This window comes from Mesorhizobium sp. WSM4808 (assembly GCF_055811675.1).
In genome coordinates this window covers 341,559-356,284 of sequence record NZ_JBVVQX010000003.1, presented here as the reverse complement: position 1 = coordinate 356,284, position 14,726 = coordinate 341,559, and the positions used below count along the sequence as shown (strand labels likewise).

Below are 14,726 nucleotides of genomic sequence, written 5' to 3'. Positions count from 1 at the left end.
GTCCGAGATTGAGGGTATTGTGCGCTGCACAAATGTCAAGCGACCTTCAGCCTTTTTTAATTCACTCTGATGTGGAAATTGCGTTTCGATGGCGCCTGTGTGACATCCAGGCAACAGATGCCGTCGCGGAAAAATCCTCGACACCCTTGTTTTGGCACGAAATTGGCGGCAAAGCCGGGCTCGGGCATGCTGCAATGCGGGAGAATCAGTTGGACATCAGCATCGATTTCATGCGTCGCATCGCGCAGGCGGCAGCGGCGGAGACCTTGCCGCGCTTTCGTGCCCAAGGTGCGGTCGCCAACAAGGAACAGGGCAGTTTTGATCCGGTCACCGAGGCCGATCGCGAGGCCGAGCGCGCCATCCGGGCTCTGATATCGGCTGAGTATCCCGATCATGGTATTCTAGGCGAGGAGCATGGCAGCGAGAACATTTCGAGCCGGCACGTCTGGGTGATCGACCCGATCGACGGCACGCGCGCATTCATTTCCGGCCTGCCGGTGTGGGGCACACTGGTCGGGCTGACGATCGATGGCGACGCCGTTGCCGGCATGATGGCGCAGCCCTTCACCGGCGAGCTTTTCTACGCCAACGGCTCGGGCTCCCATTATGAGGGGCCAGGCGGGCCGCGAAAACTGACGACCCGCAAGACGACGAAGTTGGACCAGGCGACGCTGTTCACCACCACGCCGGCCCTGTTCAAGGGCGAGGCGCGCAACCGTTACGATGCATTCGAAAGACAGATCCAGCTCGCCCGCTATGGCGCCGATTGCTATGCCTTCGCCATGATCGCCTCGGGAAGCGTCGACATCGTCGCCGATCCCGGATTGAAGCCCTACGACATCGTGGCGCTGATCCCGATCATCGAAAAGGCAGGCGGCGTCGTCACCACATTCGATGGCGGGCCGGCGGAACAGGGCGGCGATGTACTCGCCGCGGCGACGCCGGAACTTCATGCCGCCGCCATGGCCGCCCTGCGCGGCTAAACGAGCGTCCGCCGCCATTCAGGTGATGCCGACCGCTTGAAGCAGTCGTTTTACTGCCGGCGGCCCCCCTTGGGGAGCGACCGGCGCCCGTCAGGCTGTGGGGTCGTCGCTGCCGGGAATGAAGGCGTCGAAGGCGGCGAGCAATTGCTCGCGGTAGATGTCGGCTTCCTGCAGGATTTCGTGGCGGGAGCCATCGATCATCAGCAGCGAACCGAGCCGCAGACGCCTGGCGTAGGCTTCCACGGCCCTGGTCGAGACGACCTGGTCGGCGCCGGCGGCGATGATCAGCAGCGGGACCTGGATCCGAGCCATGAAATCGGGGTCGCTGACGGCTTCCGATGCTTTCGCGGCTGCCTGCAGCCAGCGGATCGTCGGCCCGCCAAGCGCCAGTTGCGGGTATTCTTCATAGATCCGTGTGTTGCGCCGATAGCGCTCCGGGTCCGATGTCAGCTTGTTGGTCTCGAACGGGGCCGTAATCCTCGGCCGCGGACCCCAGGCGGCGTAGAGCCGGCCGAGGCCGAGAGCGCAGAACAGAGAACAGACGCGGCGAACCGTCGAGATCGAGACCGGCAGGTCGGGCAGCGTCAGGAAGGGCGCGATCAGCATCATGCGCCGGATGCGGTTCACCATCGATGGGGCGGCAAGCAGGGTGATCAAGGCACCTGCCGAATGGGCGAGGATGTAGTACGGTCCGCGGCAATCGGGCAGCACGATCTCCTCGAAGAACTGTTCGAGGTCGGCGGTGTACTCGCGGAAGCTGCTGACGTAGCCGCGCTGGTGATCGCGGATCAGCCGGTCGGAATCGCCCTGGCCGCGCCAATCGAGCGTGGCGACGCCAAAGCCGCGATCGGCAAGGTTGCGGATGGTTTCGAAATATTTCTCGATGCACTCGTTGCGGCCGGTGAGCAGGACCACGGTGCCCTTTATCGGGCGAGCGACCGCGCCGAACAGGCCGTAGCGGATATTCTTGCGGTCACGCGTGGTGAAGAAGCCGCCGGTGGCATTTTCCGGCCGCGGATTGCCCTCGATTTCGTGAAAAAGGGAGTTTTCGGTGAAAAGATCCGTCATTCGGCGCTTCGTGCTCGGCGTCTCGCATGCCCGCCTGCGCTGGCCGGCTCCGCTAAGGTGATAGACGCCCATGCGCCAAAAGCCAAGGAATTCCGGGTGACGGAGGCTGCAACGGGGAAGGCCGGAAGCCGCTTGAAAGCGTGCTTCCGGCCTCTGTCGATCCGGGAGGAAGGGACGTTAACACCCGGTCGGCCTCGTTGCGGCGCCTGTAGTGCGATCGGCGCCGCCAGTCCTTGATCCTGGAATGCACTCTAGCGCCGGCTGTCTGAACGCGCGCCGAAGCGCCGGTTCATCTGCCGTTCATCTGGGAATCAGCCGCACGGCTTTTGCCGTCGGGTGAAATCTTGAAATGCCTTCGGGCGCTCCCCAAATGTCTCATGCGGTCGCCAATGTCGGGGCCGCTGGTCTAGCCGAAACGCCGCTCAAGGGTTTCGCACCGGCCATACGCAAACCATGTTGCTCAACAGGAGAACACCTCATGCGTCACGTTGATTTTTCCCCGCTCTATCGTTCGACCGTCGGCTTCGACCGCCTCTTCACCATGCTCGATTCGCTTGCGCAGCCGGATGGCGCGCAGACCTATCCGCCCTACAACATCGAGCGCACCGGTGAGGATTCCTACCGCATCTCGATGGCGGTTGCCGGCTTCTCGGACGAGGAAATCTCGATCGAAGCCCATCGCAATGTGCTGACCGTGAAAGGTGAGCGCAAAGACGAGGGCACCGGCGAAGGGTCCGAACTGCTCTATCGCGGCATTGCCTCAAGGGCTTTCGAGCGCCGCTTCCAGCTTGCCGATCACGTTGAAGTCGTCGGTGCTTCGCTGAAGAACGGCCTGCTCTTCGTCGACCTCAAGCGCAACATCCCCGAGGAGCTGAAGCCGCGCAAGATCGCCATTACGGCGTCTTCGGCCAAGGCCAAGCAGATCGAGGCCAAGACCGCTGCCTAAAGTACAAGTCTCCTCCCGAGACGGAAGCGGCGCCTAAAGGCGCCGCTTTTTTGTTGTCAGGGATATTGATTATCCTGCGATCAGCTGGCCAAAGCGGTCGACATCTTCGGCCGTCGTCGCGAAGCTGGTGACGAAGCGATAGAGCAACTCGTCCTCGCCGATATGACCGTCGAAACCGTGCGGCTTGTGCCAGTCGTAGAAGGCGGCACCCGCTGCCTGCAGCTTTTCAGCCTCGGCCTTCTTGATCACCGCGAACACCTCATTGGCTTGCGGCAGCCAGGCCAGCTTCGCCGTTGCCGAATCCTCGATCGCCGCGGCAAGGCGCGCGGCCATGGCGTTGGCGTGGCGGGCGGTGTCCAGCCACAATCCGTCCTTGAAATAGGCCTCGAACTGCGCCGCAACGAAGCGCGATTTCGAAAACAACTGGGCGGCGCGCTTGCGCAGGAAGGCCAATTCCTTGGCGCGATCAAGATCGAACAGCACGATCGCCTCGGCGCACCAGCAGCCGTTCTTGGTGCCGCCGAAGGAGAGGATGTCGACGCCGCGTTTCCAGGTCATTTCGGCCGGTGTCGTCTCAAGCGCGACCAGCGCGTTGGCAAAGCGGGCGCCATCCATGTGCAGGGGCACCGAATGCTTCTTGGCGATCGCCGAGATCGTCTCGATCTCATCCAGGCCGTAGATGGTGCCGACCTCGGTCGACTGGGTGATCGAAACGGCCATCGGCCGTCCCCAATGGACGATTTCGGGCGCAAAACGGGCGATGGTCCTTTCCAGATTGTGCGGGTCGATCTTGCCCAGCGGGCCATCGATGTCATGCAGGCGCGAGCCGCCGGAAAAATACACCGGCGCGCCGCATTCATCCTCGATGACATGCGATTCGCGGTGGGCGAAGGAAATGCCGCCTGGCTTGTTGTAAGCGGTGAGCGCCAGCGAGTTGGCGGCCGTGCCGGTGGCGACGAAGAACACCGCGACCTCGCGTTCGAAAATCTCACTGAAGCGCTGGTAGACTGCCCGGTCGAGCGCACCGTCGCCATAGGCGGTGGAAAAGCCGCCGGCATTGGCCGACAGGCCGGCGGCAATATTGGGATGGGCGCCTGCCCAATTGTCGGAAGCGAAGAACATGCATCTGCCTATGTCTTGGGAGGTCGGGGGGGTGGGGAGATCGGGTTTTGGGGAAATCAGTCTGAAGTTGACCGGTTTCGCGAGCGGACCGCAAGGGGCCAGGCGCCGGAAAAGCAGTAAAGCCAGCCAACCGACAAACCCCAGGTCGACGACTGAAGCTTACGTTTTTCCCGGACTTGACGACATTTTCTGTCGCCAAAAGCCCAAGTTTTTTCTGAATCGGTCTTGTGTGCGTCCCGGATTTCTGCCATAAAAATTTAGGACAGTAGTGCTGTCTTATTTTGTCGCACAAAACGAGCCGGATTGGCGTATCATTGGGCCTCTCCGGCTGTTGCCGCGAGCGACAGGTGGACAGCCAGACTCTGGCCTGTACGATTACCAGATGCGATCCATGCGGAAAGCCGCCTGGTTCGGCAAGGATTTCGCAAGACGTGCCACAAGGATCAGGGTGAGCCAAGCGCTTGCCGAGGCAAACCAGCGCCTGAATGGCTGGGAATGGAGGACAGGAGATGACGGACATGACGCACTCTGCGACGAACGGCCAGGCCGCGCAGACGAAAGCGGCAACCGTCAAAACCACCTTGCGATCCAATATTAGCCGAACCGCCAACGGCTTTTCCGCCCAGGGCCTCTACGATCCGCGCAACGAGCATGACGCCTGCGGCGTCGGCTTCATCGTCAATATGAAGGGCGTGAAGTCGCATCAGATCGTCAAGGACGGGCTGGCTGTGCTCGAAAACCTGACGCATCGCGGCGCCGTTGGCGCCGATCCGCTGGTCGGCGATGGCGCCGGCGTGCTGGTGCAGCTTCCCGACCAGTTCTTCCGTGAGGAGATGGCGGCCCAGGGCATCGAGCTGCCGCCGGCGGGTCAGTACGGCGTCGGACACTGGTTCATGCCGCAGGACGCGGCCCTTCGCGCCCATATCGAGGACATCATTGTCGAATCGGCGCAATCCGAGGGGCTTCCGCTCATCGGTTTCCGTGACGTGCCCGTCGACAATTCGTCGCTGTCGAAGGCGCCTGACATCGTGGCATCCGAGCCGTTCCACCGGCAGATCTTCATCGGCCGCACGCCAGACATTACCGATGACGAGGAATACGAGGCCAGGCTCTATCTGCTGCGCAAGGTCATATCGGGCCGCATCTACGCCGAGAACGACAACAAGGACATCGGCGCCTATTGCGTGTCGCTGTCGGCGCGCACCATCGTCTACAAGGGCATGTTCCTGGCCTACCAGGTCGGCGCCTATTACAAGGACCTGATCGATCCGCGCTTCGAGACCGCGCTGATCCTCGTCCACCAGCGCTTCTCGACCAACACCTTCCCGTCTTGGAAGCTGGCGCATCCCTACCGCATGGTCGCCCACAATGGCGAGATCAACACCGTGCGCGGCAACAACAACTGGATGGCTGCGCGCCAGGCGTCGGTCGATTCCGAACTGTTCGGGAACAACATCTCGAAGCTGTGGCCGATCTCATACGACGGCCAGTCCGACACCGCCTGCTTCGACAATGCGCTCGAGTTCCTGTTCCAGGGCGGGTACAGGCTCAGCCATGCCATGATGATGCTGATCCCGGAAGCCTGGGCCGGCAACAAGCTCATGGATGCCGATCGCAAGGCCTTCTACGAATACCATGCGGCACTGATGGAGCCGTGGGATGGGCCGGCGGCGGTGGTTTTCACCGATGGCCGCCAGATCGGCGCCACGCTCGACCGCAATGGCCTGCGCCCGGCACGCTACATCGTCACCGATGACGACCGCGTCATCATGGCCTCGGAAGCCGGCGTGCTGCCGGTGCCCGAGGAGAAGATCGTCAAGAAGTGGCGGCTGCAGCCCGGCCGGATGCTGCTGATCGACCTGGAGAAGGGGCGCATCGTTTCCGACGAGGAGCTCAAGTCGGAGATCGCGACCAAGCATCCCTACAAGACCTGGCTCGCCAACACGCAGCTCATCCTCGAAGATCTGAAGCCGGTCGAGCCGCGCGCGCTGCGCAAGGATGTCAGCCTGCTCGATCGCCAGCAGGCATTCGGCTACAGCCAGGAAGACACCAAGCTGTTGATGTCGCCGATGGCGACGACAGGCCAGGAAGCGGTGGGCTCGATGGGCACCGACACGCCGATCTCGGCGATGTCGGACAAGTCGAAGCTGCTCTACACCTACTTCAAGCAGAACTTCGCCCAGGTCACCAACCCGCCGATCGATCCGATCCGCGAGGAGCTGGTGATGAGCCTGGTGTCCTTCATCGGGCCGCGGCCTAACATCTTCGACCTGGTCGGCAATTCGCGCCGCAAGCGGCTTGAGGTGCGCCAGCCGATCCTGACCAATGGCGATCTCGAAAAGATCCGTTCCATCGGCCACACCGAGGACCGCTTCGACACCAAGACGATCGACATCACCTATGGCTCGGCCGAAGGGGCCGCGGGCATGCAGGGCGCCATCGACCGGTTGTGCGAGCGGGCGGAGGCGGCGGTCGCCGGCGGCTATAACATCATCATCCTGTCCGACCGCCAGGTCGGGCCGGACCGCATCGCCATCCCGGCGCTGCTGGCTACGGCCGCGGTCCATCATCACCTGATCCGCAAGGGGTTGCGCACCTCGGTCGGCCTCGTCGTCGAATCCGGCGAGCCGCGCGAAGTGCATCATTTCTGCTGCCTTGCCGGCTATGGCGCCGAGGCGATCAATCCGTACCTTGCCTTCGACACGCTGCTCGACATGCACAAGCGTGGCGAACTGCCGAAGGAAGTGGACGCCTACGAGGTCGTTTCGCGCTACATCAAGTCGATCGGCAAGGGCATCCTCAAGGTGATGTCCAAGATGGGCATCTCGACCTACCAGTCTTATTGCGGCGCGCAGATTTTCGACGCCATCGGCCTGAAGACCGATTTCGTGCAGCAATACTTCACCGGCACCGCGACGCTGATCGAAGGCGTCGGCCTGGACGAGATCGCGGCAGAGACGCTCAGCCGCCACAATGACGGTTTCGGCAACGACCCCGTGCTGCGCAACAGCCTCGAGGTCGGCGGCGAATACATGTTCCGCATGCGCGGCGAGGCGCATATCTGGTCGCCCGACGCGGTCGCCACCTTGCAGCACGCCGTGCGCCAGGGGTCGTGGGAAACGTTCAAGGACTATTCCGCCCAGATCGACAGCGAGACGGCCCGCGCCCAGACCATTCGCGGCCTGTTCAAGATCAAGCTGGCCGGAGAGACCGGCCGCAAGAAGGTGGCGCTCGACGACGTCATGTCAGCGGCCGACATCGTCAAGCGGTTCTCGACCGGGGCGATGTCGTTCGGGTCGATCTCGCGCGAAGCGCATACCACGCTGGCGCGCGCGATGAACCAGATCGGCGGCAAGTCGAACACCGGCGAGGGCGGCGAAGAGGCCGACCGCTATCTGCCGCTGCCTGGCGGCGGCAAGAACCCCGAACGCTCGGCGATCAAGCAGATCGCCTCGGGCCGTTTCGGCGTCACGGCCGAATACCTCGTCAATTCCGACATGATGCAGATCAAGGTGGCGCAGGGCGCCAAGCCCGGCGAGGGCGGCCAGCTGCCCGGCCACAAGGTCGACGCGACCATCGCCAAGGTCCGGCATTCGACGCCGGGCGTGGGCCTGATCTCGCCGCCGCCGCATCACGACATCTATTCGATCGAGGATCTGGCACAGCTGATCTACGATCTGAAGAACGTCAATCCGGCGGCCGACGTGTCGGTCAAGCTGGTGTCGGAAGTCGGCGTCGGCACGGTCGCGGCGGGTGTCGCCAAGGCACGCGCCGACCACATCACCATTTCGGGCTATGATGGCGGCACTGGCGCCTCGCCGCTGACCTCGCTCAAGCATGCCGGCAGCCCATGGGAAATGGGCCTTGCCGAGACGCACCAGACGCTGGTGCTGAACGGTCTGCGGTCGCGCGTCGCGCTGCAGGTCGATGGTGGCTTGCGCACGGGGCGCGACGTTATCATCGGCGCGCTGCTTGGCGCCGACGAGTTCGGCTTCTCGACCGCGCCGCTGATCGCGGCCGGCTGCATCATGATGCGCAAGTGCCATCTCAACACCTGCCCGGTCGGCGTCGCGACGCAGGATCCGGTGCTGCGCAAGCGCTTCAAGGGCACGCCCGAGCATGTCATCAACTTCTTCTTCTACGTGGCGGAAGAGGTGAGGGAGCTGCTCGCCGAGATGGGTTACACCCATCTCGACCAGATCATCGGCGACAGTGATCTTCTGGAGAAGCGCGACCTGATCGTGCACTGGAAGGCGCGCGGGCTCGATTTCTCGAAGATGTTCTTCAAGCCGGATGCGCCGCATGAGGCGGTGCACTGGACCGAGCGCCAGAAGCACCCGATCGACGACGTGCTCGACCGCAAGCTGATCGAACTGGCAAAGCCTGCGCTCGAAAGCAAGCTGCCGGTCAAGATCGAGGTCGATATCCGCAATGTCGACCGCTCGGCGGGCGCCATGCTGTCGGGTGAAGTGGCCAAGCGCTTCAAGCACAAGGGTCTGCGCGAGGACACCATCCAGGTGAAGCTGACCGGCACTGCCGGCCAGTCCTTCGGCGCCTTCCTGGCGCGCGGCATCTCGTTCGAGCTTGTCGGCGCCGGCAATGACTATGTCGGCAAGGGCCTGTCGGGCGGCCGCATCGTCATCCGGCCGCCGGAAGAGGCCAAGATCGTCGCCGCCGAGTCCATCATCGTCGGCAATACGGTGCTCTATGGCGCCACCGAGGGCGAGGCCTACTTTGCCGGCGTCGCCGGCGAGCGTTTCGCCGTGCGCAATTCGGGCGTCGCCGCCGTCGTCGAAGGCGTCGGCGACCATGGCTGCGAGTATATGACGGGCGGCATCGTCGTCGTCATCGGCAAGACCGGCCGCAATTTCGCCGCCGGCATGTCGGGCGGCGTCGCCTATGTGCTGGACGAGGCGGGCGATTTCGCCGAGCGCTGCAACATGGCGATGGTCGAGCTGGAGCCGGTTCCGGAAGAAGACGATCTGATGGAAAGGCTGCTGCACCATGGCGGCGACCTCGATCACAAGGGTCGCGTCGACGTCTCCGGCGACATGACCAGCCATGACGAGGAGCGGCTTTACCAGCTGATTTCCAACCATGTGCATTACACCGGGTCGGTACGTGGTCGCGAGATTCTCGACGACTGGACGATTTTCCGGCCGAAGTTCCGCAAGATCATGCCGGTCGAATACCGCCGCGCCCTGATCGAGATGGAGCGCATGCGCATGGGCGTCGCGGCGGAATAGGCTTTGCAATTGCCGGGGAGCCCAAGCTTCCCGGCCCATCTTCATCGACAGTTTGACCTCCGGCGCAAGGTTGCCATGGCTGCCTCAAGGGGTTAACGGGTGCGGCGAAAACCGCACCATCTGGACAGCAGGAACTGGACTATGGGCAAGGTAACAGGCTTTCTCGAAATCGACCGGCAGGTGCACAAGTACCAGCCGGCCTCCGATCGCATCCGGCATTTCCGTGAATTCACGCTGCCGATGTCCGACAAGGAGGTCGAGAAACAGGCCGCGCGCTGCATGGATTGCGGCATTCCGTTCTGCCATGGGCCGACCGGTTGCCCGATCCACAACCAGATTCCGGACTGGAATGACCTCGTCTACAATGGCGACTGGGACAACGCGATCCGCAACCTGCATTCGACCAACAATTTCCCGGAGTTCACCGGCCGCATCTGCCCCGCGCCCTGCGAGGAAGCCTGCACGCTGAACCTCGAGGACATTCCCGTCGCCATCAAGACGGTCGAGCAGGCGATCGCCGACAAGGCCTATGAAACCGGCCATATCAGGCCCTATCCGCCGGAGAAGAAGACCGGCAAGCGCGTCGCCGTCATCGGCTCCGGCCCTGCCGGCATGGCGGCTGCCCAGCAGCTTGGCCGCGCCGGCCACGATGTCCATGTCTACGAGCGCGAAAGCCGGCCCGGCGGGCTGATGCGCTACGGCATTCCCGACTTCAAGATCGAGAAGCACTATATCGACCGGCGCATCGAGCAGATGCAGGGTGAGGGCGTGACCTTCCATTGCGGCGTCAATGTCGGCGTCGACAAGCCGGTTGCCGAGCTGCTCGCCGAACATGATGCCGTGCTCTATTGCGGCGGCTCGGAAACGCCGCGCGCGGCCGGCATTCCCGGCGACGATCTCGGCGGCGTGCATGACGCGATGCCCTATCTGGTGCAGCAGAACCGGCGTGTCGGCGGCGAACCGATTCAGTCGGTGGCATGGCCGTCGCATCCGATCATCGCCGGCGGCCAGCATGTCGTCGTCGTCGGCGGCGGCGATACCGCCTCCGACTGTGTCGGCACTGCTTTTCGCCAGGGTGCGGTGCGCGTCACCCAGCTCGACATCCGTCCGCAGCCGCCGGAGAAGGAAGACAAGCTTTCGGTCTGGCCCTATTGGGCGACCAAGATGCGCACCTCGTCCTCGCAGGCCGAAGGCGCGGAGCGCGAATTCCAGGTGGCGACACTCGAATTCATCGGCGAAGAAGGCCAGTTGACCGGCGTCAAGTGCTGCGAGGTCGATGACAAGCGCAAGCCGATCGCCGGTACCGAATTCGTCATTCGTGCCGATCTCGCTTTCATCGCCATCGGCTTTGCCGGGCCGGCCGCGGCCGGTGTGGCGAGAGAATTGGACGGGCAGATGAAGATCGCCACCGACAGCCGCCGCTCCAGGAATGTCGAGGCCAATGACCGCGACTACCGGACCAGCGTGGACAGGCTCTATGCGGCCGGCGACGTGCGTCGTGGCCAGTCGCTGGTCGTCTGGGCGATCCGCGAGGGCCGCCAGGCGGCACGCTCGATCGACGAGGCACTGATGGGGTCAAGCGTTCTCCCGCGCTGAGCCCAGGAGCGTGCGGCGATACTAACGATTGATCGCGGTCGTGGTATCGGTCGCGGCCTTTGGCGGCCATGAGAAATCGTCGGCGCGGCCGGGCGATGCAATCGGTGCCTTGCCCTCGACCACAAGCTTTTCACCGGGCAAGTCCGGATTGGCCTTCGCCGGCGGTGTCGCGCCCAGCAATTCGGAGCCACCGTCGAGTGCCGGATCGCTGAGCAGCATCGGCGCGGTGCGGTCGATAACGATGGGGGCCGCGGCCGGCGCCGGCGCCTCGACAGGTGCGCCCGCCGGAGCGGACGGTGTAATCACGCTTCCAGGCGCGGTCAGGCCGAGGATCTTCAGCAGCGGTTTTTCGGTGTAGAAGGCGAGTTTGCGCTTGCCCGCCCTCGAGACGTTGATGCCGTCATCGGCGCGCAGCCGCACCGGTTGGCCGTTGATGTCGGGGCCGCTGGTGACGAAAGCACCGTTCTCATCGACGAAGCCGTCCCAGACGTCGACGAATTCACCGCCATGGCTTTCAGCGGCCTGATGATAGATGTCGTTGAAGGCCAGCATATCGGAGGTCATCTTCGACACCCGGAACGCCGGCATGCCGACCCAGAGGAAGGGTACCTTTGCCTCCGCGACAGCTTTGCCGAACGCCTCGGTCCGGCGCTCATATTCCTTGGTCCAGGTTTCAGAGCGGGGCTGCTCGCGCACGTCGCCCACCTTCATCTGCTGGCGGTCGTTGGAACCCAGCATGACGATCACGGCGGCAGGTTTTTCGGTCTCGATCAGCGATTTGATCTGTTCGGGCCAGTTGTAGAAATCATCGCGTACGAAGCCGGACGAGCCATTGCTGCGAACGACGATCCTGACGCCGGTATTCTCGGCAAAGGCGGTGTCGAGGCCTTCGGCGAGGCCGGCCGCCATGAAGTCGCCGACCACCAGGACGGTGCGGGCGTCCGGTGCCTTGTCGACCACCGGGATTTCCGGTTCCGCGGGCGGGCGCGGGGCGCGGGGTTTTTTCGCCTTGGGCCTGGGCCTTGCCTTCTGGATGTCCTGCGGTGGCTCGATGCGCTCGCTGCGGCGCGGAAACAGAAGGTCGCGCAACGACCAACCGCGGTTTGGCTGCTCCTGCGCCAAGGCCGGCGCGTGAAAGGCGCCAGCCACGCCGACGGCGAGCACGATCACGGCCAGAATGAGCACCGGCATGCGACGGACAAGCCCTGCGATGCGCGCAGCCGAAGCCAATCGTTTCCTCCATCCCTTGGCGCGGTCCTGCCGAAAAACCGCATCGATTTCTCGGCAAATGCCGTGCCAACCAGATTGCTACAGCGTCCTTTGCGCGACCGAAAGGCCGCGCGGCACCGCAGGCGGCTCTATTTCTGCCGGAGCCACTTCAGCACTTCCATGCTCGGGTAACCGTCCTGGGTCAAGCCGGCCTTCGCCTGGAAGGCCAAGATGGCTGATTTCGAGCCGTCGCCGATCTTGCCGTCGAACTTGCCGTCATAAAGGCCATGTTGGGAAAGCCGCTGCTGCAGCTCCTGCCTTTCCTCGAAAGTGAGCTTGGTGAAAGGCCGCTTCCAGTCCTGCACGAGACCGCTGGAGCCGGCGATTTCGTCGGCAAGAAGGCCGACGGCCAGCGCATATTTGTCGGCCTTATTGTAAGCTTTGATGACCGTGAAATTCTTGATCATCAGGAAGGCCGGCCCGTTGCGGCCGTCCGGCACCTTCAGCGTCGCCTTGTCGGAGCCGTTCTTGAACGGCTTGCCGTTGGCCCTGACCACGCCGAGCGCCTGCCATTGCGACAGTGTTTTCGAGCCGCCGGGAAGCTTTCCAGCGGGCAAAGCAACCTCGTAGCCCCAGGTTTTGCCGGCCTGCCAGCCATTCTTCTTCAACAGGTTGGCTGAGGTCGCCAGCGCATCGGGAATCGAATTCCAGATGTCGCGTTTGCCGTTGCCGTCCATGTCGACGGCATAGTGGAGATAGCTGGTCGGGATGAACTGGGTATGGCCCATGGCGCCGGCCCAGGATCCGCTCAGATGGCTTTCGTCGATGTCGCCGGTCTGCAGGATCTTCAGCGCGGCGACCAGCTGGGTGCGGGCGAATTTCGCCCGCTTCGGATCGGCATAGGCCAAGGTCGCCAGCGAGCGCACGACATTGCGCATGACGTCGTCGCGCTTGAGGATCTCGCCATAGTTCGATTCCATCGACCAGATGGCCAGCAGGATGTAGCGGTTGACACCGAACCTGGCCTCGATCCGGTCCAGCCACGGCTTCCATTTCCTGGCCATCTGCTGGCCGACGGCGACCGACTGGTCATGGACGCGATTGTCGAAATAGTCCCAGGCAGGGGCCGTGAATTCAGGCTGCGTACGCGCCTTCTCCAGCACCACCGGATCGATATCCCTGATGTTCCTGAAGGCCTGGTCGTAGAGGGCGCCGGAAACGCCGCTCTGCACGGCGGTGGCGCGGAAGCCGGCGACCCACTGCCGGAAACCGGCATCGGCGAAAGCGGGGCCAGGCATCAGCAGAGCGAGCGATAGGCTGGCTGCCGCCATGACGCTGGTAAAAATTTTTGCGGCATTGCGAACGGACATCTTTTCCTCCTTCTCTGTCTCAGGAAAGACCATTCATCGCCGAACCAGGTTAGGAATTAGTTTACCATAGGCGCCACCGGGAACGAAAAGACGCTTCGAAGCTTTACCGGTGGACATTCCTCTCAGTTGCCCAGTAGTCCCGAATTCCGGCGTGAAAATGTCTTGGAACGGGGATTGCGGAGCTGGCCCTCAAACGGATAATTGAAAGCATGAAGAGAGTTCGCAAGGCAGTCTTCCCGGTCGCCGGTCTCGGCACACGGTTTCTCCCGGCCACCAAGGCTGTCCCCAAGGAAATGCTGACCGTCGTCGACCGGCCGGTGATCCAGTATGTGGTGGATGAGGCACGCGAGGCCGGCATCGAGCATTTCATCTTCGTCACCGGCCGCAACAAGGCCGTCATCGAGGACCATTTCGACATCCAGTTCGAACTCTATGACACGCTGGCCCAGCGCGGCAAGGACGACCAGCTCGCCCGCCTGCAACGGCTGCAGCCGGCGCCGGGGCAGACCAGTTTCACACGCCAGCAGGTGCCGATGGGACTTGGCCATGCCGTCTGGTGCGCCCGCGAACTCGTCGGCGACGAGCCCTTCGCGCTGTTGCTGCCCGACATGATCATGCAGTCGGAGAAGAGCTGCACGAAGGCAATGGTCGAGCTCTACGAGGAGACCGGCAACAACATCATCGCGGTGCAGGAATGCGCTCCCGCCGAAACCCACAAATACGGCATCGTCGGCCGCGGCGAGGACACGCATCACGGTTTCCGCATCACCGAGATGGTGGAAAAGCCGAAGGCCGGCACCGCGCCGTCCAATCTTTACATCAACGGCCGCTACATCCTGCAGCCGGAGATCTTCAAGATCCTTGAAGGCCAGGAAAAAGGCGCCGGCAACGAGATCCAACTCACCGACGCCATGCTGAAGCTGGAAAAGCAGCAGCCTTTCTACGGCTACCACTATCGAGGCCGCACGTTCGACTGCGGATCGCCGGAAGGCTTCGTCGAGGCCAACGTCGCCTTCGCGCTGTGGCGCAGCGACATGAACGAGAACATGGCCGGTGTGATCCGCACGCTTCTCGATGAGATGAAGCCATCCGAGCGCCGCGGCGCCGCATCTTAAGTCGATGTCGATGTTCAGCCGGTCCGCGGAAGGGCCGGTCTGATCTCAACGCACGTTTGGCACGCAAGCCC

The 14,726-nt window shown here is 63.1% G+C and carries 9 protein-coding genes; 5 read left to right on the top strand and 4 right to left on the bottom strand.

Going from position 1 to position 14,726, the window contains the following annotated elements:
• Positions 1–209: 209 nt before the first annotated feature.
• Positions 210–983: a histidinol-phosphatase gene (hisN, locus tag AC0L2U_RS06980; RefSeq protein WP_127290528.1), complete on the top strand. Its 774-nt coding sequence runs from the start codon at positions 210–212 to the stop codon at positions 981–983.
• 90 nt (positions 984–1,073) lie between these two features.
• Here hisN and AC0L2U_RS06975 read toward each other — a convergent pair whose 3' ends face one another.
• A complete protein-coding gene (locus tag AC0L2U_RS06975; RefSeq protein WP_473601619.1) occupies positions 1,074–2,051 on the bottom strand; it encodes an alpha/beta fold hydrolase in 978 nt (325 codons plus the stop codon).
• 478 nt (positions 2,052–2,529) lie between these two features.
• Between AC0L2U_RS06975 and AC0L2U_RS06970 the strand changes: the two genes are divergently transcribed.
• Positions 2,530–2,997, top strand: a complete 468-nt coding sequence (locus AC0L2U_RS06970; protein WP_013529716.1) for an Hsp20 family protein — start codon at positions 2,530–2,532, stop codon at positions 2,995–2,997.
• 69 nt (positions 2,998–3,066) lie between these two features.
• Here AC0L2U_RS06970 and AC0L2U_RS06965 read toward each other — a convergent pair whose 3' ends face one another.
• Entirely contained in the window at positions 3,067–4,119 is a 1,053-nt protein-coding gene (locus tag AC0L2U_RS06965) for a threonine aldolase family protein (protein ID WP_292694256.1), read from the bottom strand.
• A 509-nt stretch (positions 4,120–4,628) separates the two neighbouring features.
• Here AC0L2U_RS06965 and gltB point away from each other — a divergent pair.
• A complete protein-coding gene (gene gltB, locus AC0L2U_RS06960; protein ID WP_128290015.1) occupies positions 4,629–9,365 on the top strand; it encodes a glutamate synthase large subunit in 4,737 nt (1,578 codons plus the stop codon).
• 141 nt (positions 9,366–9,506) lie between these two features.
• On the top strand, positions 9,507–10,961 hold the full coding sequence (locus tag AC0L2U_RS06955) for a glutamate synthase subunit beta (RefSeq protein WP_023810073.1): 1,455 nt from the start codon (positions 9,507–9,509) through the stop codon (positions 10,959–10,961).
• 21 nt (positions 10,962–10,982) lie between these two features.
• On the opposite strand, the gene AC0L2U_RS06950 is transcribed toward AC0L2U_RS06955, so the two are convergent.
• Together AC0L2U_RS06950 and AC0L2U_RS06945 are read right to left on the bottom strand one after the other, a co-directional pair.
• Positions 10,983–12,191, bottom strand: coding sequence for an SGNH/GDSL hydrolase family protein (locus AC0L2U_RS06950; RefSeq protein WP_473601618.1), 1,209 nt, complete (start codon positions 12,189–12,191; stop codon positions 10,983–10,985).
• Between the two features lie 128 nt (positions 12,192–12,319).
• Positions 12,320–13,540: a lytic murein transglycosylase gene (locus AC0L2U_RS06945; protein ID WP_473601617.1), complete on the bottom strand. Its 1,221-nt coding sequence runs from the start codon at positions 13,538–13,540 to the stop codon at positions 12,320–12,322.
• Positions 13,541–13,749: 209 nt separating this feature from the next.
• On the opposite strand from AC0L2U_RS06945, the gene galU reads away from it, so the two are divergent.
• The gene (gene galU / locus AC0L2U_RS06940) at positions 13,750–14,655 is read left to right on the top strand and encodes a UTP--glucose-1-phosphate uridylyltransferase GalU (RefSeq protein ID WP_127270261.1); all 906 of its coding nucleotides are present in this window, start codon (positions 13,750–13,752) and stop codon (positions 14,653–14,655) included.
• Positions 14,656–14,726 lie beyond the last annotated feature (71 nt).

Bases quoted from the DNA above. Each gene is read 5' to 3' on its own strand.
- AC0L2U_RS06975 (WP_473601619.1), bottom strand. From the start codon at position 2,051: ATGACGGATCTTTTCACCGAAAACTCCCTTTTTCACGAAATCGAGGGC.
- AC0L2U_RS06970 (WP_013529716.1), top strand. From the start codon at position 2,530: ATGCGTCACGTTGATTTTTCCCCGCTCTATCGTTCGACCGTCGGCTTC.
- AC0L2U_RS06965 (WP_292694256.1), bottom strand. From the start codon at position 4,119: ATGTTCTTCGCTTCCGACAATTGGGCAGGCGCCCATCCCAATATTGCC.
- gltB (WP_128290015.1), top strand. From the start codon at position 4,629: ATGACGGACATGACGCACTCTGCGACGAACGGCCAGGCCGCGCAGACG.
- AC0L2U_RS06955 (WP_023810073.1), top strand. From the start codon at position 9,507: ATGGGCAAGGTAACAGGCTTTCTCGAAATCGACCGGCAGGTGCACAAG.
- AC0L2U_RS06945 (WP_473601617.1), bottom strand. From the start codon at position 13,540: ATGTCCGTTCGCAATGCCGCAAAAATTTTTACCAGCGTCATGGCGGCA.
- galU (WP_127270261.1), top strand. From the start codon at position 13,750: ATGAAGAGAGTTCGCAAGGCAGTCTTCCCGGTCGCCGGTCTCGGCACA.